Below are 23848 nucleotides of genomic sequence, written 5' to 3' on the forward strand. Positions count from 1 at the left end.
ACAGATTTAATTATTATTACGCCTTTTTTTCTTTTAAAAAGCTTCCTCTTGTTTTATTCCCTTTTTGAAGCACAATTTCTGAATGTAAGAAGTCCGCAGCAGCAGCAGAGCCTTTTACTTTAGAAGCACTACGTGTTAACATTTCAAGTTCAAACGCTGTTAATACACTTTTTCGTATTCCAACCTCTTTCCATTTAGACAAAGGTCCACATTTTTCAAATATTTCTCGCGCTAACGATAACGCATCTAGTAGTGCCTGATTTGCTCCCTGACCTTTAAACGGACTCATAGGGTGTGCTGCATCTCCAATAAGTGTTATTTGTTTTCTTTTTTCTAATAAATCAGGGGTAAGTAATTCTCTATCGTAAACTGGGTAGCCCGAAATTTTGGATTCGTGAGTTGCTGCTAAAATCTGAGGAATTGGATGGTGCCATTGCGTTCTACGGCATGCTTCTTCTTTAAGCGCCTGTCTACCTTCTTTACTTAATTTTATAGCGTCGTTTTCGGGCATGGGAAAACTAAGTTGCCACATTATGGTATCCTTATCATAAGGCATCATGTAAATTCGTTCAATACCATTTGCTGTTTGAAATACGGTAGACGAATCTAATAGCGGACTATTAAGGTCTTCTAAATCTTTTAAAGGACAAATACCTAATATTACAATACAGCCTAAGTAGCGTAATGGCGTTTTCTTTTCGCTAATTAATATTTTTCGCATGGTGCTGCGAATACCATCAGCTCCTACTACAAGATCTGCTTTTACATTTTTTATTGCACCATTTACGTTAAAATTAAGTTGAACACCATCGTTTTCAGATTCTTTAAAATCTATTAATTGGTGATTCCAATGCACTGCATTAGAATCATTAAGTTGCTCAAGTAGCTCTAAACGTAAAGATTGTCGTGATATATGTACGTTTGTGCGTTTTGTGCTCTTTTTTATGTCGGTTGCTAACCATTTTTTAGCGCCCCATTCGCCAATAATTTCTCCATTTGTTTTGTGCACAACATGTTTTGTTGAAACAAGCCCTTCTTTTAATGAAGTAATACCAAAACCCTGAATAGCTTTACTTGCTTGCTGAAGTGTTAACCCGTAACCTTGAGACCTTGTATTAAAATTACTATCTCGCTCATAAAGCGTAAAGGGTATTTTACGATGTAAACAAGCTACAGCTAAAGCAACGCCACCTATTCCTCCACCAATAATAGCAATATGCGGATAATTTTCGGTATCAGCAATAGGATTATTATCTGTAGGAATTAACCCCGATCCTAAACAAATACTACAGGGAGATATTCCTCCTTTAGGTTTCGGTGGAGTAGGAGCTTCTTCTCCTTTATCTGATGCTTCGTATTTTTCTAAGGCTATTTTGTAACGTAGTCTGGCTTTTTTACTAGCTTTTAGCTTTTTTTTACCCTCTCCTTTACACTCTTCACAAACGGACCAACAAGTCTTTTTATTTTTCATTTTTTTTACTTGTTTCTTTAGTTAATGAGAAGAATTTTGTTAGTTGAGAATGAATTTGTTTTTATTTGAAAACGATGGATAATCTCTTTATTGATAACGAGATTTAGACTGCTTTATGCTTAAGATTGATTCGTTTTAATGGTTAGCGAAGTTATTAGAAATTGGATAAAAAATCAAGTTATATTTATTCAATAAAAAAACCTTCACATTTTGTGAAGGTTTAGTATTATAAAGTCATTTGGAAATAGCTTGATAACTCGAAACGGTATTTAAATTTCCCCTTAGCAACACCCACCACCATCGAAATGATAAGTGTATTTTTTTTAATATTTTCATTAGGTTATAAAACGAATTAATTATACAGGATGATGACAATAATTTTTCGTTTCTCTCTTGTTTATAAAATGAATAACAAAAAGGTTTATCATATTTTATCCTTTTTGAATATTTTAAACTAAAGAGGTATTTTTGTTACTTACTTGTTTGAAAAACGAGTTTAATTTATTTAAGGAATTGTGATGGACTTGAATTCTCAATATAAACTAGAAGGTCAAATGAATTTTCTTCATTATTACTTAAAAGATTAAATTGATAGGTCGAAGCACCTGCCCCAATCGATCTCTTTACTAAATACTTATTAAATAAATTATTCATTAAATAAAGATCCTTTGATGCGGAATTATAATTAAACAAAAGATCACGGCCATTATATGTGCTAATTAAATTCTCTAATGAATTACAATTAACTGATGTTAAATAATTATCGGTATTGAGTTTTCTATTTTCAAGATTAACTGCATTATATTTTCCTTCTCCTAAAAGAAAACCGATGTTAACATAACTATCTTTTAACTTCTTATTTAAAAAATCACCAGCCCAACCTGACTTTTTTTGGATGTGATTATCATGAGCCCAATAAATAATTTTTTCATTTGAAGGTGATTTCTTCTCTAGATGCTCAATATTTACCGCCATTAAACTGTCACGAAACCTATTATATTTTAAATTACCTATATATTTCTCTAAAAAATACGATTGAGACAATTCTCTTGCATTCATTAAAACATTTTTGTTTTGATTAGATTTCAACAGTTTTTGAAATAAAGCATTAGAAATAGTAATTTTCTGAGGAATTTTTGTAGAATCACTATTTAATTTGCGTAATAGCTTTGAATAAGAAGCTTCGTCTTTCAATTTTTTAGTTAGCCTTTTTAATGAAATTCCATGTGGTTGTGAATCGATTCCAATAATTGAAATTTTATCCTTTGTCTTCTTATTATATTTTTTTAACCATATTAGTAAGTTTTTAAACTCAACAGTATTATATAGCCAAAAACCTGTTTCTGAGATTGCTTTTTTTAAATTTCCTTTTCCTGTTAGCACATAAGTATTTAAGCTTTCAGCGTTTGCATAACGAGCCTCTAAAGCAATTTTCCTTACTCCATTATTTTTTATTAATGATTTAATTATTTCTGCCTTATATTCATAAATTTCTTTTGTTCCATGGGTAGCTTCCCCTAAACCTATTACCCTAACGTTGTTTTTTTGAGTATAGATAAAATCAGAAATCTGTATTGAATTTTTAATATTTATAGGAAATATATACTTTTTTAAAATTTCCCTAATTTGATTTTCTCCTTCGGTATCTTTAAAAAATAGAATGTCATTTATCTTTTCTCCATTTATTTTTAATTCAAAATTATCAAACCAAGCCTTTCCTTTTCCTTGCATCAATATATTTAAAGCAATCAAATGTTCATCTTCTTTTAAAATAGTTGAAAGTGACATTTTAGTCCAATCTCTACTTCCTTTCAGAATATCACCACTAAATTTAAATACGGTAGGAATTGCGTTTCTATTATTTCCGTACCCTAATAATTGTAATATGGTTCCAGAGTTTTTGCCACGTATTGAATCTGTTTTTACCCAAGCAGACAATTCTATTTTTGATTTTCTTTTAATTTTAATAGGTATGTATATAGATATTTTTGCGTGAGTAGTAGTTTGACTTAAACCTTTTATACAAATACTTCTATTACCGTTCATAAACTCTGATGAATCGAAGTTTATTTGATAGTTTTTATCTTTCCGGAACACTAAATGAGGGTCTGAATCGTCTAATTCTTCGCCTTCAAAACTAAACAAGTTAGAATTGAACATGGGTTGGCAAACTGGCTGAGTATTTTGACTAAAAATTAAATTTGAAATTAGTAAAAATGTTATTAGCGAAATGTTTCTCATGTTTTTTTGCCAACAAGAAAGTCTAATTAATTTTATTTTGCCCAATAATTTTATTTCTTAACAAAAAAATATAATTAACAAAGAATTTTTATGCTGATTTCTTAAATTATTCCCAATTTTATTTATATATAGAATTGCAATTTGTCATATCACCAGTAAACAAATTAATAATCAAGCTAAATCTACTCAATAAAAAACCCTCACATTTTGTGAGGGTTCATTATTTCTAGCTTTACTTATTCTTAGCAACATCCACCACCATCATAATGATAGGTAGATTCAGAAAAGAAAATATCATCTCTACCAAGCGCTTTTAAAGCAGCCGCAGTTTTATCACAAATAGCCAAAGGCTGATTTTTTAACAAAGTATGCCCTTCACCATCATCAAAATAATCTTCATCACCATAATAAATAGCAGCTTTACCTGTAAATATACAAGGACCATCTGCCGGCATAGGATCTTTAATTGCTGCAACTTCAATTGATTCTATGTAAATCAATTCATCAGTAGGGTAATTCTTAGGGTCTAAAATCCTGTAAGGCTTTCTAGCTCTAATTTCTATAGTTCCGAAACCAGCATCAGTCAAAGCTTTTACATAATCAGCAATCGATAAACTTCCGCTTAAACACAAAGCACGTAAACGTTCGTCGTTACGTAATTCATCATTCATTGGTTGTTCACAAGTAGGATCGCTCATTACTAATTTACCGTGAGGTTTTAAGACGCGATACATCTCAGCAATTGCTTTCTTTAAATCATCAGATTTAAAAATATTAAATAAACAGTTTTGAGCGGCTACATCAATCGAGTTGTCTTCAACAGGCAACGCCATTGCATCACCTTTACGTAAATCAACAAAATCGCTTTTAAACCAATCATTTTGTTCTTCAGCAACTTTAAAGTTTTTGCGAGATGCTTCTAGCATTTCATCAACTACATCTAAACCTATTACACCACTTTTATTTCTGTTGAAATAAGCGAATTGTAATAATTCCATTCCACCACCAACACCTACGTATAACATTTTAGGATTGTTGGTTAAATCACGTGCATGTACTGTAGAACCACAACCGTAGTTCATTTCTTGCATGATTTTCGGAATTTTTAAACCTGGTAATTCCCAAATAGGATTCGTGGTACAACATAAGCCAACATCTGGTGTTAAAGCTGCTTCTTTGTATACGTTATGTGTAGTTTCTAAATAACTCATGTTTTACTTTTTTAATTTTCTACGGATTAGATTATCAATAGAATAAATGTCTAAATTTCTTGGTAATAATAGTAATGGTATTAAAAGAGCTGTTCTGTACATTACATGCGATAAATCCCAGATAGGTTCTTTTAGTCCGTGCCCTATAGTAACAATAACTAAAACGGAAGCTAAAGCATATAATGCGTAATTTGTTTTTAAACCAATAATTAATAATAAACCTGCAATTAGTTCAATTAACGAAGTATAATATGCTGTGATTAATAATAGAAAATCGGGTAATAAATCTGAATAACTACTTAGAAAAAAGTTTTTATATACGTTCTCTAACCCGAATTTAAATACTTTTCCAAATCCTTGAAAAAAGAATACAAACCCTAATAATAATCGCATTATTAATACAGCTACTTGTTGATTTTTTTGCACTATAATTGTTTTATTAATTCTTTAAATAATATAATCATCTTGGGCTCTGCTTTTCCGGCGACAGCTATTATTTCGGCAATATCTACAGGATGTAAATTTTTTGGGTCACATTCATCTGTTAATACAGAGATTGCAGCACACGATAAATTTAATTGTTTTGCAACGATAACTTCTGGTACCGTACTCATACCAACAGCATCAGCTTCTAATATTTGAAGCATTCTATATTCTGCTCTAGTTTCTAATTGCGGACCAACAACACTTGCATACATACCTTCATGTAACTGTATGTCGTTTTGTTGTGCTATATCTTTCAAAAAAGTATTTATTTTTTTAGAATAAGGTTCTAGCATGTCAGCAAATATATTTCCAAAGTCATTTGCTCCTTTAAAAGCTAAAGGCGAACCACCTTGTAAATTCAAATGATCTTCAAGTAACATTAAATCTCCTTTTTTATAAGATAAATTAATTGCACCAGCAGCATTAGAAATTAATAGGGTAGAGATACCTAAATTATGCATGGTTCTAATTCCGTAAGTAACTTCCCAAAGGTTATACCCTTCATAAACATGAAAACGACCAGACATTACAATAACCTTTTTACCTGATAATGTTCCGTAAATTAATTTCCCTGAATGAAACTCTACAGTTGCTTGTGGAAAATTAGGGATATCAGCATATGCTATTTCTTTTTCTATTTCAATCTCGTTAACCAATTTACCTAAGCCAGTTCCTAATACAATTCCTATTTGTGGATTTGTAATTCCGTTTGATTTAAGAAAATCTGTAGTTTCTTGTAATTGTTGTTTTTTCATTTTTGTCTGGTCGAGCGCAGTCGAGATCTATAGTATAACCTCTCGACTGCGCTCGAGAAGACATTTATTATTTTAAAAATTGTTGAAATGCTGAATGGTTTTCAATGTCTTCAAATACGTCAACATCATTCAGTTCTTCTAACAAATGTACGGTTACTTTTTGTAAATTATTTAAGGTGTCTCTTCTTACAGTTGCCGTTCCCCATTCTTTATTTTTAAAAACAGCAGCGTGCATTTTTTTCATTCCCAGTAAATAATACCCACCATCTTCTGCGGGGCCAATCACAACATCGTTCGTGTTTAACTTCTCAAAAGCATTTTCAATAATTGCTGGAGTTAAATCATACAAATCACTACCAATAATTAGTACTTTGTCGTAGTTTTCATCAAAAGAATTTTGAAAAGCATTTTGCATTCTAATACCTAAATCTTCTCCTTTTTGTTGGTGTTTTTGATAAATTTCTTTATTCCAGATATCATTATCTCGAATTTTCACTGAATAATATACGGCTTTGTCACAACTTAAATTAGCAGTAATTTCTTTCGTTTTATCTAATAAAAACTTATAAATAGTTAAAGCAGTTTCATCTCCAACTGTTTTTGCTAAACGAGTTTTAGCTTTCCCTAATTCAGGGTTCCTAGTGAAAACTAGTAGTAAGTTTTTACTCATAAATTTTTTCTCCTTTTAAGAGCCATTTGCTCCATTCTTTATTAAAAGTATGTACTTTGTTAGTTGGGTTATTTTTACTGTTTACTACAGTATTGTTTTTATTCTTCCATTCAAAAATACCACCATATAAATTGTAAACATTTGTGTATCCTGCCTTTTTAAGACCTTCAGCAACATCTTCTGAGCGAATACCTAAAGAACAGTATACTACTATTTTGCTGTTTTTATCACTAGGAAGAATTTTTATAGTTTTAGTAATGCTAAAATTATCGTAACCAACACAAATAGCATTTTGTAAATGACTTACTTTAAACTCCTTTTGCTCACGAGCATCTAATAAAATAACATTAGCAGTAATTTTTTGCAAGCTATCAACAAAAATATAAGGAATCGTTTCTGTATTATGTTTCTTTAATAATTGTTTTAAATTCTTTTGTGAGAAAGAGTTTAAAGAAATCAGTAAAAAAAAGAAAATAAACTTATTCATTAGGTTATATTAAGTTTTTATTAAACTCAATATTATAATCTTCAAAAGCTATATTGTTTTTACATCCATCTATTAAGCAAAATGTTATATGTGAAATATGTTCAGTCCAATTTTCAAGTTGTTTAATTTGTTCAGATGTTATTAAACTATTAATTTGTAAGATTCCTTCTGAATTAATAGCCCATGTTTTAGTTAAATGGCAAATTCCCCATATAGATGATATAATATCTTTTCTGATATTATTATGAGAGAATTCATCGGAAAGGACATGCAATGCATTTACTATTTTATGAAAGTTATCTTCAGATAACTTAGTATTAAAAGGACGTAACATACCAATGAATCCATTTTCCCATTTTGGATTTTCAATATCTAAGTGCGCTCCACTTTGAAATAATAATTCTTCTATTGCTGCTTGTTCGTGATTCATATGAGAAGTTAAGCGACAACACCTTGGCAACTACTACCGGCACCAGCAGTACAACCATAGCAGTGTTGATTTATAATAATATTTCTGTTTTGTAATAACTCTTCATTGTATTCAGAGATATGTGTAGCTTTACTAGCAACTTTTAAATTTAACATTTGGTTAAAATCGCAATCGTATAAATTACCATCCCAACTTACTGAAAGGGTATTTGTACACATTACACTTGCTACTGCTGTAGGGTTGTAAGCTTCAACTAAAGCATACATATAATCTTCGTAATTTTCTGAAGCAATTAAATAATCTAAAAAACGACTAATTGGCAAATTTGTTATTGCAAACAAATTATGAAAAGCGATGTTAAAATCATCTTTCAAAGCTTTTTTAAAATCATTTTCTAAAGCCATTTGATCTCCTGGTAAAAATGCTCCTGAAGGATTGTAAACCAAATCTAATTTTAAGTCAGAACCTTCAACACCATAACCTACTTCGTTTAGCATTTGTAATGCTTTAATAGATTTATCAAAAACACCATCACCACGTTGTTTATCAGTCTTCCCTTTAGTCCAATGTGGCATTGAAGAAACTACATGAACATTGTGTTTCTTGAAAAATTCTGGTAAATCGTAATACTTTTTATTTGCTCGTATAATTGTTAAGTTAGAACGAACAATAAAATCTTTAACACCAGCTTTAGAAGCTTCTTCAACAAACCATCTAAAATTAGGATTCATTTCAGGTGCGCCACCAGTTAAATCTAACGTATGTGCGCCAGTTTTTCCAATAACATCTAAACACTGCTGCATGGTTTCAACTGTCATAATCTCTTTACGATCAGGTCCGGCATCAACATGGCAGTGCGCGCAAACTTGGTTACACATATAGCCTAAGTTAATTTGTAAAATTTCTAACTTCTTCGGACGTAAAGGAAATTGATTTGTTTCCTTTATTTTTTTTGCAAATGTAGGTAGTTCCCCATCAGCAAAAATTCCGTTAGATAAAATTTCTAATTGACGTTGTGTATTTGCTAAGTCGTTATTTCTTGCTAAAAGCGATTTTTTCATCATCTAAACTTCTGTCTGGTTGAGCGTAGTCGAAACCTTATTAATAACCGTTCCTAAGCTGCGCTTTAATTTTCAATAATATCTCATTAAATATTATTGAAGTTCTAAGAGTTTCTAATAAAACTAGAAACTCATTATTTATTACATTTCAAGTTTATTCACTTTGTTCATCATTTGAACTCCATGAACTAAAGTTGCTCCACTCTTTATAGCGGCACCAACATGAAGCGCTTCCATCATTTCTTCTTTCGTAATTCCACGTTCTAAACCATCCTTTGTATAGGCATCTATACAATAAGGGCATTGTTCAGTATGGGCAACGGCTAAGGCAATTAAGCTTTTTTCACGAGCAGTTAATGCGCCTTCTTCAAATACTTTTCCGTAATAATCAAAGAACTTGTTTCCAAGTTCTTCATTCCATTCTGTTATTTTTCCGAATTTACGTAAGTCGGCAGGGTCGTAGTATGTTTTTGACATGTATTCTTTTTAAGTTAAAAAGTAAAAGTACAAATTGTTTTAAAAATTATTAGAGCAATACGGCTATTTACCGTTTAAACTCCAATCGTATTTTAAAAAACTGATTTTTGCTTTTTCATCTATTTTGGTAGCTGAGTACTTATTAAGAAAGTTTATTAATGAACCTTTTTTAGTAAAATCTCCTTTAAACCATTTAAAAATCTTTGAAAGTTCTAATTTGTTTTCTGATATTTTATTTCTCTTAGGATCGTTAATAAATTTCTTAATTAGCATATCTGTTTTGCGTTCGTAATTAGCTTCTGTAAAAGCAAAGTTTCCTAGTTGAGGGCAAGAACCTGAAGCACAGTTTACACCAACATGAATTTTAGGGTCATTAAAATATTTACGTAAAATTTTATGCTCTATATGGTTTAGTGTATGTGTTTTACCTCCAATTTTTGCAAATGGAATGTTCCAAGCATCTTTTCCTTTTTGTTTGATTTTTAAAATGCTTTTAATAGGGTAGTTGTTTAGTATAATTTTTAAGGTATATGCATTATATGCATTCACCCAAAAAGCTTTCTTTTTTGTTGCAGACCAGTTTTTTTGAGGTTTAGTTTTGTTCAGGTAATCTAAGTAAGTGTTTAATTTACTTTCTTCTTTCTTTAAAGCTTTGTAGTTTACGTTGCCTTTAGCACTAACATGAGTTTTTAATAAAGAATTTAAAACACTTGTTTGACCAAATGAGTTTAGAAAGAAGGTTAAACTAAATAATAATAATATGTTACGCATAGTCTTTTGTTTTAATCTGATGGTTTAGACGTTAATTTAAGTAATGGATTACAAATAATGTTCCATTTTTTAAAAAGAAAGGCTATTTAATTTTGTAAAGGCATTAATTTATTGCTTTTGTTATAGGTATAACTTGTAGATAGATAAAAATAAACAAGGTTAAGTTTATAGAAAAGGGAGCGTTTTAAAAGGAGGGAGAATAACAAATATTATTTAAAATAAAAAAACCTTAACAAATAAATGTTAAGGTTTAGTACTGAAGGCGGGACTTGAACCCGCACGACCCAAGGGTCATTGGATTTTAAGTCCAACGTGTCTACCAATTCCACCACTTCAGCTGGTATATGTATATGTTTTTTGACTGCTTTCTTAAAATAAACCTCGCTAATTAAAACGAGGTTTAGTACTGAAGGCGGGACTTGAACCCGCACGGCCCAAGGGCCATTGGATTTTAAGTCCAACGTGTCTACCAATTCCACCACTTCAGCTTATATGATTGCAATGCAATCAAAAATTGGTGTATTTTTAAGAAAGTCTCAGAGCGAAAGACGGGATTTGAACCCGCGACCCCCACCTTGGCAAGGTGATGCTCTACCCCTGAGCTACTTTCGCGTAGTCAAAAATTATTTTAAAGAACGTTGCATTGTCTGCAATGCGGGTGCAAATATAACACCTTTTTTTAAACTACAAAATAGTTTTTGGTTTTTTTTCTGTTTCAATTACTATTATTTTTTATTGTCATTAGGTAAGAAAGAAATACCTTTGCAGAAATTTTTAAATTTCGAAGTGGATTCTATTACACCTATACATATTAAAACCTCTTTAAAATCAATGTTTAATGATTTTAAACAACTAACAAAGGTAGGCTTATCTATTAGTGTTGTTTTTACATCTATTACAGGGTATTTATTAGGAGCCGAAACAATTGATTATACAATAGTTTTATTGTTAGCGATTGGAGGTTACTTAATGGTAGGAGCATCAAATGCTTTTAATCAAGTTATAGAAAAGGATATTGACAGCTTAATGCAACGTACTAAAAACCGTCCTTTACCAGCTGGTAGAATGACAGTAACGACAGCATTAATAATTGCAATTGTTTTTACGATTGTAGGTATTGGTATTTTATATTCAATAAACCCGAAATGTGCTTTATTTGGTGCAATTTCTATTTTTTTATACACAAGTGCTTATACTCCTTTAAAGGCAGTAACACCTTTAGCTGTTTTCGTAGGCGCAATTCCTGGTGCAATTCCTTTTATGTTAGGATGGGTTGCTGCAACTGGTGAATTTGGTATTGAAGCAGGTTTTTTATTCTTAATACAGTTTTTCTGGCAATTCCCACATTTTTGGGCAATTGGTTGGCTACAATTTGAAGAGTATAACAAAGCAGGGTTACATATGCTACCTATGGATAAAAAAGATAAAGGAGCTATAGTACAAATAATTTTTTATACCTGTATTATGATTTTAATGTCGGTAGCACCTGTATTAAAAGTAACAGGTAACTTATATATATATCCTATAACAGCGGTAATAATTTTATTGTTAGGAATATTAATGTTGTATTACGCTTTTCAATTATATAAATCAGAAGAAAACACTGATGCACGTAAATTAATGCTAGCGAGTGTTTTTTATATTACAATCGTACCCATAATTTATGTGGTAGATAAATTTTTACACTAATGAGTGAACAAACGTTACAAGAAGAATTAAAAATAGGTAGAAGAAAGTCAGCGAAACCAATGTTATGGATTTCGATGATTAGTATGGTTATGTTCTTTGCAGGATTAACTAGTGCTTATGTTGTTAGTATGAGTCGTGAAGATTGGGTAAGTTTTGATCTACCGCAGTCATTTTATATTAGTACTGTTTTAATTGTACTGAGTAGTATTATGATGTTTTTTTCTCAAAAATTTTTAAAGAAAGATAATTTAAAGGTGTCATTACTATTATTGTTAGTGTCTTTTATGTTAGGTTTAGGGTTTGTATGGTATCAATATGTAGGTTTTAATGAATTAAAAGCTGTAGGTTTATATTTTACTGGGCCAGAAAGTACTGTATCTACATCTTTTATTATAGGAATAACTTTTATGCATATTTTACACTTGTTAGCAGGGGTAATTGTATTGCTAGTAGTAATTTATAATCATTTTAAAAAGAAATATTCATCGGCCGATATGCTTGGTTTTGAGTTAGGCGCAATCTTCTGGCATTTTGTAGATGTTTTGTGGGTTTATCTATTTTTCTTTTTCTATTTCATAAAATGATGAAAAATGTGTAATTTTGACGCACTGTTTTAACAAAAATTAACAAAGAGAGATTTATGGAAGCAAATAATGCTTTGAATTCTGATAGCAAGGAGACTTGGAGCGGAGGTGGTAATAAACCATTTGGAGCTAGTTATGGTAAAATGATGATGTGGTTTTTCATCGTTTCTGATGCATTAACTTTTTCTGGTTTTTTAGCGGCGTATGGTTTAACACGTTTTAAGTTTATAGATTCATGGCCTATAGCCGATGAAGTATTTACTCACTTTCCGGGGTTGCATGGTGTACACGCACCGATGTACTATGTCGCATTAATGACATTTATTTTAATTATATCATCAGTAACAATGGTTTTGGCAGTTGATGCAGGTCATCAAATGAAACAAAAGAAAGTTGCTTGGTATATGTTTGCAACGATCATTTTCGGAATTATTTTCGTAGGGTCTCAAGGATGGGAATGGAAAAACTTTATTAACGGTTCTTATGGAGCAGTTAAAACTGAGAACAATCATATTTTACAATTTGTGAAAGATGGTCATCAAATAGCTTTAGCCGATTTTGTTCATACCGATAGAAAAGATGATAGAGTTCAACATATTCGTAAAAATGGATTGTGGTTCGAGAATGAAGAAACTATTTCGCAGTATTCAGTAGCGCAAGTTCAAGAAGCATTTAAAGCAGATCCTTCTTTATTAATAAGAACTGAAAAATTAGATCCTAAAACTAAGCAAAAAATAGTTTTATCCAGAGCTGAAAGTTTAGCGAAATTACCATTAATTAATAAAGTTGTTGAAGGAGCCAACTTAAAAGAAAACGAATACGGTAATCCAATCTTTGCAGATTTCTTTTTCTTTATTACAGGTTTTCACGGTTTCCACGTATTATCTGGGATTATAATAAATATTATTATATTTTTTAACGTTGTCTTAGGTACGTACGAACGTAGAGGGCATTATGAAATGGTTGAAAAAGTAGGTTTATATTGGCACTTTGTAGATTTAGTTTGGGTATTTGTATTCACTTTTTTCTACTTAGTATAATTAAAAAACGATATTAAAAATGGGGCACGCAGCACACGAATCAAGCAAAAAAAGAATTTGGATTGTTTTAGCAATCTTAACAATTATAACAACTGTAGAAGTAGGCTTTGGTATTGTTAAACCAGATGCAATGCATTTATACGGATTCGGAACAAGTTGGTTAAACTGGTTCTTTATTATCTTAACACTTGTAAAAGCATATTATATTGCTTGGGCATTTATGCATTTAGAAGGCGAAAAAACATGGTTTAGAAGAGCTATTGTTTGGACCGTAGTTTTTTTAATTTCTTATTTGCTTATTCTAATCTTAATAGAAGGAGATTATTTAAATGAAACATTAGGGCCATTGGTAAAGTGGTAATTAAATAAAATTTAGAAAAGGTGGTTTTAACCACCTTTTTTTGTTTTTAATTAAAAATTGAAATGGGAAAGGTTCAAAAGTTTATCGTTTTATTTGCATTGTTTATAGTGCCTTTATTGTTTTATGTGTTACTGCAATTAGGTACACATAATTTTGGGAAATTACCAATAGTATCTAAAAGTGTGATTGATATATCTTTAATAAATAAAGATGTTTCTTTTGGTAAAAGAGTTACCGTAGTTACGTTTTTAGGAAAAGACATTGACCAAGTAAAGGGAGAGGTTTATAACTTAAAAGAAAAGATCTATAATAAATTTTCTAATTACGTAAGTTTTCAGATGATTTCTTTGGTTGATGAGAGTCAAAAAGAAGCTGTTGAAGACTTGAAAAAAATGTTAAGTGTTAATACCGATTTAAGTAGATGGAATTTTGTTTTTGCTTCTGCTGAAGAAATGGAAGCTTTACATGAAAGTTTTAAAACTTCAAGCTCTTTAGATGAAAATTTTCACTCGCCAAAAGCGTATCTTATTGATAAAGAATTTAATTTAAGAAGAGGAGAGTCTACAATTAGTACATTATCTGATAAAAAATTATTCGGATATACGATGAAATCTGTTGCTGAACTTAAAAACGATATGATTGACGATATAAGTGTTGTTTTAGTAGAGTATAAAATGGCATTAAAGAAGAATAATAGGAGTGAAAACAGAAGAACAAAAAGCATATCAAATGAAAAGAAATAAGTATTCATATGTTGGAATTTCATTTATAATTTTATTGTTTGGTATTTATTCGGTGCCTAAAATTATAAAACATTTTAAAACATCCGATTTACATAAATTCAATAAAGTTCCAGATTTTGAGTTTATAAATCAATATGGTAAGACAATTAATAACGATTATTTTGACAATAAAGTATATGTTGTAGAATTTTTCTTCGCTACCTGTCCAACCATTTGCCCACTTATGAATGAGAAAATGGTAGATATCCAAAATGAATTTATGGGGAATCTTAATTTCGGAATAGCCTCTATTTCAATTACTCCTGATATTGACACACCTAAGCAATTAAAAGAATATGCGCAAAGAAATGGGATTAACCATAAAAATTGGCATTTATTAACAGGTAAATCAGAAGATGTTGTTTATGATTTATCTAATGAAGGGTTTAAACTGTATGCAGGAAAAGGGGAGGCTTCTCACGGTGGTTTTGAGCATTCAGGATTATTTGCTTTGGTAGATAAAGATGGGTATATACGTTCACGTTATGACGAGCACGGAAATCCTATTATGTTTTATAGAGCATTAAATGAACACGATTTCGGAAATCAAATTCAGGAATTAAAACAAGATATTAAATTATTATTGAAAGAATAATATGAGTATTGAAGAAAAAAAATATAAGAAACTAATTACTATAGTTTCTGTTATTATTCCATTAGCTGTAGCTGCTTTATTTGGGATAAAAATACCAAACGTTGAACCGTTATCATTTTTACCTCCAATATACGCCAGTGTAAATGGATTGACAGCAATATTATTAATAGCATCAGTTATTGCTATTAAAAAAGGGAATAAAAAATTGCATGAACAATTAAATACTACTGCAATTATTTGTTCTGCTTTGTTCTTGGTTATGTATGTGGCATATCACATGACTTCTGATTCTACGAAGTTTGGTGGAGAAGGAATTGTAAAATATATATACCTTTTCATTTTAGTAACACATATTATATTATCTATTGTTGTAATACCCTTTGTATTGATAACTTTTATGAGAGCACGTTTAGGTAACTTTCCAGCGCACAAAAAAATAGCAAAGATTACATTTCCTTTATGGTTATATGTTGCTATAACAGGTGTAGTTGTATATTTAATGATATCACCATATTATGTATAAAAAAATAGTGCTATTTATTTTGTTGATTGTTTCTGTAGAAGCATCGTCACAATGCGCAATGTGTAAAGCAGTTGTTGAAGGAGGTAATGAGTCAGTTGCTGAGGGAGTTAATAATGGAATTACATATTTAATGGTATTTCCTTATGTTTTAGTAGGTGTATTGTCTTATTTTATATACAGGCATAAAAAAATTTCAAAAAATTAACATTCAAATATGAATGTTTTTTGTAACATATTATATCTTTAGTCGTCATATAAAAAAAACTAAAAACAATTGTTCGGTTTTGTGTATCTAAATGTTCAAAATCAAACAGTTATAATATGTTTTAATTAATGTAACACTTTGTAATATAGCGATTTATTGTTTTATTATTTTTTGGAACATGAATTGACTAACTATAATGAACAAAAAAATATTCGTTTTGAAAACAAAAACTCTACTATTCGCAGCTTTATTTATTTCGTTAGCTGGTTTTTCTCAAAAAAAATGGACGCTAAAGGAATGCGTTACTCATGCACTAGAAAATAACATTTCAATTAAGCAGAATAAGCTTAATATTGATATTGCTGAAAAAGATGTTGAAATTTCAAAAGGAAATTTTTTACCTGATTTAAACGGTTCTTCAAGTGCTGGGTTCAATTCAGGTCTATCGCCAGATAGAACTGGGATTTTACAAAACACTCAAAATGCTAGAACATCTTTTGATTTATCTAGTAGGGGAAGTATTTTTAATGGATTTAGAAATAAAAACACTAAAAAACAAGCTTTATTAGGTGTTGAAGGTAGTAAATTAGATTTAAAAGTAATAGAAAATGATATCTCACTAAACGTAGTTAATACCTATTTGAATGTGCTTTTTGCTAAAGAAAACTTGCTAGTTGCAATAACTCAAGCTGAAATAAGTAAAAAACAGATAGATAGGGCCAAAGCTCAGTTTGATGCAGGTGCAATTCCTAAGGGCGATTTATTAAATGTACAGTCTACAGCTGCTAATGATAGTCAAAATGTAATAACACAAGAGAATACTTTGAATTTAGCATTGTTACGACTTTCACAGTTTTTACAAGTGTCTTCTAAAGGTTTTGATGTAGAAAAAATTAATATTGATTCTCCATCAGCATCTTTACTTTATGATAATGCAAATCAAGTGTACCAAAAAGCGTTATCAAATAGACCAGAGATAAAAAAAGTTAAATTAGATACTGAAAATGCAAAGTTGAGTATTGATATAGAGAAAGGCGCGTATTTACCTATTTTAAATTATTCTTTAGGTATGGGTAGTTCTTTTGTTCATCAGTTTAATAATTTGGCACCAGGTCAATCAAATACTTATTTTTTTAAGCAAGTATTAAAAGATAGAATTAATTATAGCGTAGGCTTATCTTTAAATATTCCAATATTTAACCGTTTCCAAACTAAAAATAGAGTAGCAAAATCTGTGATAAATAAGGAGCAAACTATGTATGCGTTAGAAAGTAAGAAGTTGCAGCTCCAGCAAGAAATAGAAAAATCGTTTTTAGATGCAAAAGCAGCAGTAAAAACATTTGAAGCAGCTGAAGTATCTTTGAATGCACAAAAAGAAGCTTTTAAAAATGCACAAGTAAGTTATGACTATGGGTCAATGACGCAGTTTGATTTTGACCAAGTTCGTAATCGTTTAGTGAATGCAGAAGGAGCGATGATTAGATCTAAATATGATTATGTTTTTAAAACTAAAGTGTTGAAGTTTTATTTTGGAGAGTCGATTGTAGATTAATAAATAAATATATAAAAGATAAAACCTCGTTAATTAAAAATTAACGAGGTTTTTCTTTATAATGTATCTTTGTGAAAAATATATTTTAGTTTGGCACTTATACTTAACATAGAAACTGCAACCAAAAATTGTTCTGTTAGTTTGGCAGAAAATGGTGAGATTTTAGTAATTAGAGAATTAAACGATGGTAATTATTCTCATGCAGAAAAATTACATCCTTTTATTCAAGAAATTTTAGATGAGGCTAAGATTCTGTTAAGTGATATTGATGCTGTAGCTGTAAGTAAAGGACCTGGTTCTTATACAGGACTTCGTATAGGTGTATCAGCAGCAAAAGGAATTTGTTTTGCTGTAGAGAAGCCCTTAATATCAATAGAGACATTAAAATCTTTAGCTTATAGTACTTCTGTTGATGAAGGAGTTATTGTACCAATGTTAGATGCTAGAAGAATGGAGGTGTATTCGGCAGTTTATGATGCTAATTATGAAGAATTACGTGAGATAAAAGCAGAAATAATAGATGAAAATTCTTTTGAATCTGAATTATCGAGCGGAAAAGTTTATTTTTTAGGAGATGGAGCTGCTAAATGTAAAGAGGTAATTATTCATAAAAATGCTGTCTTTATTGATGATGAGTTTCCTTCATCTAAAGAAATGGCAATGTTAAGTTATGCTAAATACAAAAAAAACGACATCGAAGATGTCGCTTATTTTGAACCTTTTTATTTAAAAGATTTTATTGCTATTCCTGAAAAAAAGAAAGTTTAAGCTTCTTTTTTAATTTCAACAGCATGAGGATATGGTATTTCGATTCCAGCCTTATCTAACGCTAATTTTACATTTTCAGTAGTTTCAAAGTACACATCCCAGTAATCTGCAGCATTTGCCCACGGTCTAACAGCAAAATTTACTGAACTATCAGCTAATTCAGATACGTTTACAGTAGGAGCTGGTTCTTGTAATATTTTCTTATTGTCAGTTAAGACTTTTAATAAAACTTCTTTTGTTTTTTTAATGTCAGAGTCATACCCTACACCAAAAGTCAAATCAACTCGTAATTTACCTTCTGCTGTAAAATTGGTAATATTACCGTTAGATAACGTACCATTAGGTATAATTACTAACTTGTTATCTGGTGTTGTTATCTTTGTAGTGAAAATTTCAATTTCTTTAACTACACCTACTTCCCCTTGTGCCTTAATTAAGTCACCAATTTTTATAGGTTTAAATATCATGATTAATACACCTCCAGCAAAGTTAGCTAAAGATCCTTGTAATGCCATACCAATAGCAAGACCTGCAGCAGCTATAATTGCAGCAAATGAAGTTGTTTCTACCCCTAATTTAGATAAAATAACAATAATTAATAAAATTTTAAAGACCCAATAAACAAGATTGAGTAAAAATTTTTGCAAACTTTCATCATATTTTCTCTTCATCATAAGGGTACTTGTAACTTTCATTACTTTCTTTATAATCCAAGAACCGATAATCCATATAAGAATAGCTGCTAATATTTTTAATCCATATTCTGTAGCATATGTGGTAATGCTGTTCATAATTTGTTTAGAATCCATTTTTAATTGTAAGTTTTTAATAAGGTTAAAATTAATGCTATAATTGCGGGTATAGCCTGAACATAAAGTATACTTATCTTCTTTGTTGAATAAGACCCGTAAAAACCTGCCAAAGTCACACAGGTTAGAAAAAATAGTGCAATATTATTTCCGTAATTACTATCTAATAAAGACCATATTAATCCTGCAGCTAAAAAACCATTGTATAAACCTTGATTAGCAGCAAGTACTTTGGTTTCTTCTGCGTGCTCTTTAGATTTTAATCCGAATGTTTTAATTCCTTTTGGTTTTGTCCATAGTACCATTTCTAATATTAATATGTAAATGTGAATTAATGCAACTAATCCAATAAAAAAAGGCTGTAGTGTGTTCATAGTGAGTAAAGATTAAAATTGGTTTAATATATCGTTTTAGCTATTTTATAATAGAAATTTAAAAATAAAAAAGCGGTTTTGCTTTTACAAAACCGCTTTAATAGTAGTTAATTATTATGTAATTACTTTACTTCAAAAGTAATCTTTAAGTTTACTCTAAATTCGGTAACTTCATCTTCATTTACAACAGCACTCTGTGATTGTACAAATACAGATTTAATGTTTTTTACAGATTTAGAAGCTTGTTTTACTGCTTTTCTTGTAGCATCTTCCCAGCTTTTTTCAGAATTAGACAATACTTCAATAACTTTCATTATAGCCATAATATTTTTTTAATGATTAATACATCGTAAATATAATGATTTTTGCACTGGGTTTTTCTTCAAAAAAACTTTCAATGTTAATTTAATGTTATGTAAATGTTTGTTTTGTGTAAAATTTTAACTATATTTGAATAGTATTAATCCACAAAAATTTAAAATATGAAAAAATTAATAATAGCTGTTTGTATTTTATCAGTATCATTATTGCAAGCTCAAAAAACAGCACCGAAATTTGAAAAGGAAGGAGATTTAGTAAAAGCTACTTATTTCTATGAAGATGGTAAAGTTAAAGAGCAAGGTTTTTTCAAGGATAAGAAATTAACGGGAACATGGACGTCTTTTGATGTGAATGGTAACAAAAATACCATAGCACATTATAAATCTGGTAAAAAAGTCGGTAAATGGTTTATCTGGAAGGAAGATGGTTTAAAAGAAATATCATATAAAGATAATTCTATAGCAAGTGTTCAAACTTGGAAAGAAGAAACGCAAATTGCGATTAAATAGTTTTTAAATTAAAGTTGTTTTAACCGAGTGTTCTTACTCGGTTTTTTTATTTTCTACCAAAATCTGCAGGGATTTCTCCCCAAGCCTTTGTTTCCCATTTTAATATTGGGTTATTAAAAGAGTTTTCTTTTAACCATTTTTCTGCACGTTTTATCAGATCTAAAATATCTTTGTTACTAGCATCAAAAGTTATATTGGTTCTACACTGTTTCTTTTTAACCCAGCTCATAGCTATTCTAGAATCAGAATATATAGGGTAAGTGTCCATTTTTTTGTTTTTTAGCAATGCTATTCCGTGCACAAGAGCTAAAAACTCACCAATATTATTAGTTCCTTTTTTATAAGGCCCCATTCTAAATATTTCTTTTTTGCTTTTAGTTAAAACACCACGGTATTCCATTACACCAGGGTTTCCGGCACAAGCAGCATCAACAGAGATTGTTTCTAAAAGTGGAGTTCCATAGGCTGCTTTTTCTTTGGCAGATAGGGTAACTTTTTTGGTGTCTTTTCCTTTGTAGTCATTATAGCTCTTTGTAAAGGCAAGTTCGGCTTCTTTCTTATCTATAAAAGCTTTGTATTGCGCGCCTTCATATCCTGTTATTTGCTTTTTACAAACATTCCAAGAAGTGAATACTCCTGTTTTTTTACCGTTCCAAACAACGTAATATTTTTTTTTAGACATTTTTAAGAATTACATCTTCAATAACTTTTGGAAAGTGTTTTTGCTCTAAAATATGAATTTTTTCGGCAATATCATCAGAAGAATCATTACTTGTAAGTGACGTTTTAGCTTGAAAAATAACAGCACCTTCGTCGTAATTTTCGTTAACATAATGAATTGTAATACCAGTTTCTATTTCATTATTTTCTTTTACAGCTCTATGAACATTCATTCCATACATACCTTTTCCACCATATTTAGGAAGCAAAGCAGGGTGGATATTTATAATCTTATTAGGAAAGGCTGCAACTATTTTGGCTGGAATACGCCATAGAAAACCAGCAAGTACAATTATGTCAGCTTCAACTTGTAGAAAGTTTAAAACAGTGTCATCTTTTGTAAAGCTCTCTTTATCAAATAGAGAAGCCTCTATTTCTAGGCGTTCACATCTATTAAAAACTTTGGCATGTTCATTGTTAGACAGCACATGAGTAACTGTAGCAGTTTTAGTAGATTGAAAGTGTTTTATGATATTTTCGGCATTGGTACCAGAACCTGAAGCAAAAATTACGATACGTTTCATGTTTAATTAGCGTGTTTTGTTACTACAAAAAAAAGAATAATTATTAACAACGGTGGTGTTTGTAGGAAAAGTTTCATTTTTTTTTTACATTAGACATCACATTTTTGAGCAAAAATTAGAATTTATAAGTAAGATTTGTATTTTTGCATCGATTTTAAATTTTAAAATAAATAAATTATGTCAGACATAGCATCAAGAGTAAAAGCAATTATCGTAGACAAATTAGGAGTAGACGATAACGAAGTAACAACCGAAGCAAGCTTCACAAATGATTTAGGAGCAGATTCTTTAGATACTGTTGAGTTAATCATGGAATTCGAAAAAGAATTTGATATCCAAATTCCAGACGATCAAGCAGAAAACATTGGAACTGTTGGACAGGCAGTAAGCTATATTGAAGAAGCAAAAAAATAAATTTATATGCAATTAAAGCGAGTTGTAGTAACTGGACTTGGCGCATTAACGCCAATAGGAAATAATAAAGATGAGTATTGGAATAGCTTAGTTAACGGAGTTAGCGGAGCTGCCCCTATAACGTATTTCGATGCTGCCAAGTTCAAAACTCGTTTTGCATGTGAGTTAAAAAACTTTAACGTAACAGATTTCATTAATAGGAAAGATGCACGTAAAATGGATAGGTTTACGCAATATGCAGTGGTTGCTTCAGATGAAGCTATTGTAGATTCGAAATTAGATCTAGACAAAATAAACAAATTAAGAGTAGGTGTAATTTGGGGAGCAGGTATTGGAGGTTTAGAAACTTTTCAAAACGAAGCTATAAATTTTGGAGCTGGAGACGGTTCGCCAAGATTTAACCCTTTTTTTATACCAAAAATGATTGCTGATATTGCACCAGGTTGGATTTCTATTAAAAATGGATTCATGGGGCCTAACTATACAACAGTATCTGCATGTGCATCATCTGCAAATGCTATGATTGATGCATTAAATTATATTCGATTAGGACACTGTGATGTAATCGTAACAGGTGGTAGTGAAGCTGCAGTTACAATTGCTGGTGTTGGCGGATTTAATGCAATGCATGCACTTTCGACAAACAACGAGAATCATAAATCAGCATCAAAACCTTTTGATAGTGAACGTGATGGATTTGTTTTAGGTGAAGGAGCAGGAGCACTTGTATTAGAAGAATACGAACACGCAAAGGCAAGAGGAGCAAAAATTTATGCAGAAGTTATTGGTGGAGGTATGTCGTCAGACGCTTACCATATGACAGCACCACATCCAGAAGGTATAGGTGTAATTGCTGTAATGAAAAATTGCCTTGAAAATGCAGGTTTAAAACCAGAAGATGTAGATCATATTAATACACATGGTACCTCTACACCATTAGGAGATGTAGCTGAATTAAAAGCAATTTCTGAAGTTTTTGGAGACTATGCTAAGAGTATTAATATTAATTCAACAAAATCTATGACAGGGCACTTACTTGGTGCTGCTGGAGCTGTAGAATCTATAGCATCTATTTTAGCGATGGAGCATAGTATTATTCCACCAACAATTAATCATGTTAATGTTGACGAAAATATTAATCCAGAGTTAAACTTAACGTTAAACAAACCTCAAAAACGAGAGATTAAAGTTGCAATGAGCAATACATTTGGTTTCGGAGGGCATAACGCTTGTGTAGCTTTTAGAAAACTAGATTAATCCTTTATGAATTTTCTTCGTAGAATAGTTAAACCCCAAAATAAAGAGGACGAGAATTTTTACTACGAATTAAAAGAACTGCTTAATTTTAAACCTATAAAGCTTTCGCATTACAAGAAAGCTTTTACACATAGGTCTTTGAAATTAGTAGATAAAAAGGGAAATCCTATTAACTATGAACGTCTAGAGTTCTTAGGAGATGCAATTTTAGGGTCAGTAATGGCTTCATACTTGTATAAGAAAGTTCCAGAAGGTGACGAAGGGTACTTAACTCAAATGCGATCTAAAGTTGTTAGCAGGGAGCATTTAAATGCTTTAGGTAAGGATTTAGACTTAATTAGATTTGTAAAAAGTAATATAGCTAAAGAGCATATTAGTAATAATCTTTACGGAAATATTTTTGAAGCTTTAATTGGAGCCATTTATTTAGATAGGGGGTACAATTATTGTCATCAATTTATTTACGAACAAATTGTATTACCTTATGTTGATATTGAGAAGCTAGAAGGTAAAATTTCGAGTTATAAAGGATATATTATAGAATGGTGCCAAAAGAATAAGAAGAAGTATAAGTTCGAATCATATGAAGATTCTGGTAACCAAAGTAAACGACACTTTAGCGTAAGGGTTAGCATTGATGGTAACGTTATGGGTAAAGGAAGAGCCACTTCAAAGAAAAAAGCAGAGGAAATTGCAGCGAAAAGAGTATATTATGCTATGCAAACTCAAATGGAAAACCCTTAACATTAGAACGAAAACCT

At 30.7% G+C, this 23848-nt stretch carries 30 protein-coding genes and 3 tRNA genes; 14 read left to right on the plus strand and 19 right to left on the minus strand.

All coding sequences use genetic code 11. The features are described 5' to 3' along the window. Positions 1-16 precede the first annotated feature (16 nt). The 14 genes from CXF68_RS05275 to CXF68_RS05340 all read right to left on the minus strand — a co-directional run bounded on the left by CXF68_RS05275 (position 17) and on the right by CXF68_RS05340 (position 10672). Complete coding sequence (locus CXF68_RS05275) at positions 17-1471, minus strand: NAD(P)/FAD-dependent oxidoreductase (RefSeq protein ID WP_101043304.1); 1455 nt, start codon at positions 1469-1471, stop codon at positions 17-19. Between the two features lie 501 nt (positions 1472-1972). Then, positions 1973-3631, minus strand: a complete 1659-nt coding sequence (locus tag CXF68_RS05280; protein ID WP_157821859.1) for an erythromycin esterase family protein — start codon at positions 3629-3631, stop codon at positions 1973-1975. A gap of 323 nt (positions 3632-3954) precedes the next feature. After that, on the minus strand, positions 3955-4923 hold the full coding sequence (gene arsM, locus CXF68_RS05285; RefSeq protein ID WP_101043306.1) for an arsenosugar biosynthesis arsenite methyltransferase ArsM: 969 nt from the start codon (positions 4921-4923) through the stop codon (positions 3955-3957). A 3-nt stretch (positions 4924-4926) separates the two neighbouring features. Then, positions 4927-5349, minus strand: a complete 423-nt coding sequence (locus tag CXF68_RS05290; protein ID WP_101043307.1) for a DoxX family membrane protein — start codon at positions 5347-5349, stop codon at positions 4927-4929. Beyond that, positions 5349-6164 carry a purine-nucleoside phosphorylase gene (locus tag CXF68_RS05295; protein ID WP_101043308.1) on the minus strand — a complete coding sequence of 272 codons (816 nt, stop codon included), beginning with the start codon at positions 6162-6164 and terminating at the stop codon, positions 5349-5351. Before CXF68_RS05295 ends, CXF68_RS05290 begins: the two co-directional genes overlap by 1 nt. A 67-nt stretch (positions 6165-6231) precedes the next feature. Then, positions 6232-6834, minus strand: coding sequence for a TIGR04282 family arsenosugar biosynthesis glycosyltransferase (locus CXF68_RS05300; protein ID WP_101043309.1), 603 nt, complete (start codon positions 6832-6834; stop codon positions 6232-6234). Further along, positions 6827-7321, minus strand: a complete 495-nt coding sequence (locus CXF68_RS05305) for a rhodanese-like domain-containing protein (RefSeq protein ID WP_101043310.1) — start codon at positions 7319-7321, stop codon at positions 6827-6829. The genes CXF68_RS05300 and CXF68_RS05305 overlap by 8 nt, the downstream gene beginning before the upstream one ends. Before the next feature lie 4 nt (positions 7322-7325). Beyond that, a complete protein-coding gene (locus tag CXF68_RS05310; RefSeq protein ID WP_101043311.1) occupies positions 7326-7751 on the minus strand; it encodes a hypothetical protein in 426 nt (141 codons plus the stop codon). An 8-nt stretch (positions 7752-7759) separates the two neighbouring features. Continuing rightward, a complete protein-coding gene (gene arsS, locus CXF68_RS05315; protein WP_101043312.1) occupies positions 7760-8815 on the minus strand; it encodes an arsenosugar biosynthesis radical SAM (seleno)protein ArsS in 1056 nt (351 codons plus the stop codon). 138 nt (positions 8816-8953) lie between these two features. Continuing rightward, positions 8954-9289, minus strand: coding sequence for an arsenosugar biosynthesis-associated peroxidase-like protein (locus CXF68_RS05320; RefSeq protein WP_028888674.1), 336 nt, complete (start codon positions 9287-9289; stop codon positions 8954-8956). 63 nt (positions 9290-9352) lie between these two features. Continuing rightward, on the minus strand, positions 9353-10060 hold the full coding sequence (locus tag CXF68_RS05325; protein WP_101043313.1) for a DUF547 domain-containing protein: 708 nt from the start codon (positions 10058-10060) through the stop codon (positions 9353-9355). A 254-nt stretch (positions 10061-10314) separates the two neighbouring features. Further along, positions 10315-10398: transfer RNA gene (locus CXF68_RS05330), tRNA-Leu, on the minus strand. A 66-nt stretch (positions 10399-10464) separates the two neighbouring features. Next, positions 10465-10548 (minus strand) — tRNA-Leu (locus CXF68_RS05335). Positions 10549-10600: 52 nt separating this feature from the next. After that, positions 10601-10672, minus strand: a tRNA-Gly gene (locus tag CXF68_RS05340). 150 nt (positions 10673-10822) lie between these two features. Here CXF68_RS05340 and cyoE point away from each other — a divergent pair. The 10 genes from cyoE to tsaB all read left to right on the plus strand — a co-directional run bounded on the left by cyoE (position 10823) and on the right by tsaB (position 18159). Beyond that, positions 10823-11749: a heme o synthase gene (cyoE, locus tag CXF68_RS05345; RefSeq protein WP_198553751.1), complete on the plus strand. Its 927-nt coding sequence runs from the start codon at positions 10823-10825 to the stop codon at positions 11747-11749. Further along, positions 11749-12333, plus strand: coding sequence for a cytochrome c oxidase subunit 3 (locus CXF68_RS05350; RefSeq protein ID WP_101043315.1), 585 nt, complete (start codon positions 11749-11751; stop codon positions 12331-12333). Before cyoE ends, CXF68_RS05350 begins: the two co-directional genes overlap by 1 nt. 56 nt (positions 12334-12389) lie before the next feature. Then, positions 12390-13373 carry a cytochrome c oxidase subunit 3 gene (locus CXF68_RS05355; protein WP_101043316.1) on the plus strand — a complete coding sequence of 328 codons (984 nt, stop codon included), beginning with the start codon at positions 12390-12392 and terminating at the stop codon, positions 13371-13373. Between the two features lie 19 nt (positions 13374-13392). After that, positions 13393-13734 (plus strand): cytochrome C oxidase subunit IV family protein, encoded by a 342-nt coding sequence (locus CXF68_RS05360; RefSeq protein WP_101043317.1) that lies wholly within the window; start codon positions 13393-13395, stop codon positions 13732-13734. 62 nt (positions 13735-13796) lie between these two features. Continuing rightward, positions 13797-14477 carry a hypothetical protein gene (locus tag CXF68_RS05365; RefSeq protein WP_101043318.1) on the plus strand — a complete coding sequence of 227 codons (681 nt, stop codon included), beginning with the start codon at positions 13797-13799 and terminating at the stop codon, positions 14475-14477. After that, positions 14464-15111 (plus strand): SCO family protein, encoded by a 648-nt coding sequence (locus CXF68_RS05370; RefSeq protein WP_101047350.1) that lies wholly within the window; start codon positions 14464-14466, stop codon positions 15109-15111. The genes CXF68_RS05365 and CXF68_RS05370 overlap by 14 nt, the downstream gene beginning before the upstream one ends. 1 nt (position 15112) lies before the next feature. Then, positions 15113-15634 carry a DUF420 domain-containing protein gene (locus CXF68_RS05375; protein WP_101043319.1) on the plus strand — a complete coding sequence of 174 codons (522 nt, stop codon included), beginning with the start codon at positions 15113-15115 and terminating at the stop codon, positions 15632-15634. Then, entirely contained in the window at positions 15627-15839 is a 213-nt protein-coding gene (locus tag CXF68_RS05380; RefSeq protein ID WP_101043320.1) for a hypothetical protein, read from the plus strand. Before CXF68_RS05375 ends, CXF68_RS05380 begins: the two co-directional genes overlap by 8 nt. Before the next feature lie 217 nt (positions 15840-16056). Beyond that, positions 16057-17391 (plus strand): TolC family protein, encoded by a 1335-nt coding sequence (locus CXF68_RS05385; protein ID WP_101047352.1) that lies wholly within the window; start codon positions 16057-16059, stop codon positions 17389-17391. 90 nt (positions 17392-17481) lie between these two features. Further along, on the plus strand, positions 17482-18159 hold the full coding sequence (gene tsaB, locus CXF68_RS05390) for a tRNA (adenosine(37)-N6)-threonylcarbamoyltransferase complex dimerization subunit type 1 TsaB (protein WP_101043321.1): 678 nt from the start codon (positions 17482-17484) through the stop codon (positions 18157-18159). Here tsaB and CXF68_RS05395 read toward each other — a convergent pair. From CXF68_RS05395 to CXF68_RS05405, 3 genes are all read right to left on the minus strand, one after another. Beyond that, positions 18156-18968, minus strand: coding sequence for a mechanosensitive ion channel family protein (locus CXF68_RS05395; RefSeq protein ID WP_101043322.1), 813 nt, complete (start codon positions 18966-18968; stop codon positions 18156-18158). The genes tsaB and CXF68_RS05395 overlap by 4 nt on opposite strands. Before the next feature lie 2 nt (positions 18969-18970). Continuing rightward, positions 18971-19342: a DUF1304 domain-containing protein gene (locus CXF68_RS05400; protein ID WP_101043323.1), complete on the minus strand. Its 372-nt coding sequence runs from the start codon at positions 19340-19342 to the stop codon at positions 18971-18973. 122 nt (positions 19343-19464) lie between these two features. After that, the gene (locus CXF68_RS05405) at positions 19465-19665 is read right to left on the minus strand and encodes a dodecin family protein (RefSeq protein WP_101043324.1); all 201 of its coding nucleotides are present in this window, start codon (positions 19663-19665) and stop codon (positions 19465-19467) included. 159 nt (positions 19666-19824) lie between these two features. On the opposite strand from CXF68_RS05405, the gene CXF68_RS05410 reads away from it, so the two are divergent. Further along, a complete protein-coding gene (locus CXF68_RS05410; protein ID WP_028887386.1) occupies positions 19825-20172 on the plus strand; it encodes a toxin-antitoxin system YwqK family antitoxin in 348 nt (115 codons plus the stop codon). A gap of 46 nt (positions 20173-20218) precedes the next feature. Here CXF68_RS05410 and CXF68_RS05415 read toward each other — a convergent pair whose 3' ends face one another. Both CXF68_RS05415 and CXF68_RS05420 read right to left on the minus strand, forming a co-directional pair. Beyond that, positions 20219-20854: a viroplasmin family protein gene (locus CXF68_RS05415; protein WP_101043325.1), complete on the minus strand. Its 636-nt coding sequence runs from the start codon at positions 20852-20854 to the stop codon at positions 20219-20221. Beyond that, positions 20847-21416 carry a phosphoribosylglycinamide formyltransferase gene (locus CXF68_RS05420; protein ID WP_101043326.1) on the minus strand — a complete coding sequence of 190 codons (570 nt, stop codon included), beginning with the start codon at positions 21414-21416 and terminating at the stop codon, positions 20847-20849. Before CXF68_RS05420 ends, CXF68_RS05415 begins: the two co-directional genes overlap by 8 nt. Positions 21417-21593: 177 nt before the next feature. Here CXF68_RS05420 and CXF68_RS05425 point away from each other — a divergent pair, with 177 nt between their 5' ends. From CXF68_RS05425 to rnc, 3 genes are read left to right on the plus strand one after another with little or no spacing between them, the layout of a single operon-like run. After that, positions 21594-21830 carry an acyl carrier protein gene (locus tag CXF68_RS05425; protein WP_004569249.1) on the plus strand — a complete coding sequence of 79 codons (237 nt, stop codon included), beginning with the start codon at positions 21594-21596 and terminating at the stop codon, positions 21828-21830. Between the two features lie 6 nt (positions 21831-21836). Continuing rightward, positions 21837-23087: a beta-ketoacyl-ACP synthase II gene (gene fabF, locus CXF68_RS05430; RefSeq protein WP_101043327.1), complete on the plus strand. Its 1251-nt coding sequence runs from the start codon at positions 21837-21839 to the stop codon at positions 23085-23087. Between the two features lie 6 nt (positions 23088-23093). Continuing rightward, entirely contained in the window at positions 23094-23831 is a 738-nt protein-coding gene (rnc, locus tag CXF68_RS05435; RefSeq protein WP_101043328.1) for a ribonuclease III, read from the plus strand. Positions 23832-23848 lie beyond the last annotated feature (17 nt).

The organism is Tenacibaculum sp. Bg11-29 (genome assembly GCF_002836595.1).
In the GTDB taxonomy this organism is placed as follows: domain Bacteria; phylum Bacteroidota; class Bacteroidia; order Flavobacteriales; family Flavobacteriaceae; genus Polaribacter.

Excerpts from the sequence above, each read along its gene's own strand:
- CXF68_RS05415 (WP_101043325.1), bottom strand. The coding sequence starts at position 20,854 with ATGTCTAAAAAAAAATATTACGTTGTTTGGAACGGTAAAAAAACAGGA.
- CXF68_RS05405 (WP_101043324.1), bottom strand. The coding sequence starts at position 19,665 with ATGGCTATAATGAAAGTTATTGAAGTATTGTCTAATTCTGAAAAAAGC.
- CXF68_RS05375 (WP_101043319.1), top strand. The coding sequence starts at position 15,113 with ATGAGTATTGAAGAAAAAAAATATAAGAAACTAATTACTATAGTTTCT.
- CXF68_RS05305 (WP_101043310.1), bottom strand. The coding sequence starts at position 7,321 with ATGAATAAGTTTATTTTCTTTTTTTTACTGATTTCTTTAAACTCTTTC.
- rnc (WP_101043328.1), top strand. The coding sequence starts at position 23,094 with ATGAATTTTCTTCGTAGAATAGTTAAACCCCAAAATAAAGAGGACGAG.
- arsM (WP_101043306.1), bottom strand. The coding sequence starts at position 4,923 with ATGAGTTATTTAGAAACTACACATAACGTATACAAAGAAGCAGCTTTA.
- CXF68_RS05275 (WP_101043304.1), bottom strand. The coding sequence starts at position 1,471 with ATGAAAAATAAAAAGACTTGTTGGTCCGTTTGTGAAGAGTGTAAAGGA.
- CXF68_RS05280 (WP_157821859.1), bottom strand. The coding sequence starts at position 3,631 with ATGTTCAATTCTAACTTGTTTAGTTTTGAAGGCGAAGAATTAGACGAT.
- CXF68_RS05300 (WP_101043309.1), bottom strand. The coding sequence starts at position 6,834 with ATGAGTAAAAACTTACTACTAGTTTTCACTAGGAACCCTGAATTAGGG.
- CXF68_RS05400 (WP_101043323.1), bottom strand. The coding sequence starts at position 19,342 with ATGAACACACTACAGCCTTTTTTTATTGGATTAGTTGCATTAATTCAC.
- CXF68_RS05395 (WP_101043322.1), bottom strand. The coding sequence starts at position 18,968 with ATGGATTCTAAACAAATTATGAACAGCATTACCACATATGCTACAGAA.
- CXF68_RS05350 (WP_101043315.1), top strand. The coding sequence starts at position 11,749 with ATGAGTGAACAAACGTTACAAGAAGAATTAAAAATAGGTAGAAGAAAG.
- CXF68_RS05365 (WP_101043318.1), top strand. The coding sequence starts at position 13,797 with ATGGGAAAGGTTCAAAAGTTTATCGTTTTATTTGCATTGTTTATAGTG.
- CXF68_RS05320 (WP_028888674.1), bottom strand. The coding sequence starts at position 9,289 with ATGTCAAAAACATACTACGACCCTGCCGACTTACGTAAATTCGGAAAA.
- CXF68_RS05420 (WP_101043326.1), bottom strand. The coding sequence starts at position 21,416 with ATGAAACGTATCGTAATTTTTGCTTCAGGTTCTGGTACCAATGCCGAA.
- CXF68_RS05310 (WP_101043311.1), bottom strand. The coding sequence starts at position 7,751 with ATGAATCACGAACAAGCAGCAATAGAAGAATTATTATTTCAAAGTGGA.
- CXF68_RS05370 (WP_101047350.1), top strand. The coding sequence starts at position 14,464 with ATGAAAAGAAATAAGTATTCATATGTTGGAATTTCATTTATAATTTTA.
- CXF68_RS05425 (WP_004569249.1), top strand. The coding sequence starts at position 21,594 with ATGTCAGACATAGCATCAAGAGTAAAAGCAATTATCGTAGACAAATTA.
- CXF68_RS05295 (WP_101043308.1), bottom strand. The coding sequence starts at position 6,164 with ATGAAAAAACAACAATTACAAGAAACTACAGATTTTCTTAAATCAAAC.
- arsS (WP_101043312.1), bottom strand. The coding sequence starts at position 8,815 with ATGATGAAAAAATCGCTTTTAGCAAGAAATAACGACTTAGCAAATACA.
- fabF (WP_101043327.1), top strand. The coding sequence starts at position 21,837 with ATGCAATTAAAGCGAGTTGTAGTAACTGGACTTGGCGCATTAACGCCA.
- CXF68_RS05355 (WP_101043316.1), top strand. The coding sequence starts at position 12,390 with ATGGAAGCAAATAATGCTTTGAATTCTGATAGCAAGGAGACTTGGAGC.
- CXF68_RS05325 (WP_101043313.1), bottom strand. The coding sequence starts at position 10,060 with ATGCGTAACATATTATTATTATTTAGTTTAACCTTCTTTCTAAACTCA.
- CXF68_RS05360 (WP_101043317.1), top strand. The coding sequence starts at position 13,393 with ATGGGGCACGCAGCACACGAATCAAGCAAAAAAAGAATTTGGATTGTT.
- CXF68_RS05410 (WP_028887386.1), top strand. The coding sequence starts at position 19,825 with ATGAAAAAATTAATAATAGCTGTTTGTATTTTATCAGTATCATTATTG.
- CXF68_RS05380 (WP_101043320.1), top strand. The coding sequence starts at position 15,627 with ATGTATAAAAAAATAGTGCTATTTATTTTGTTGATTGTTTCTGTAGAA.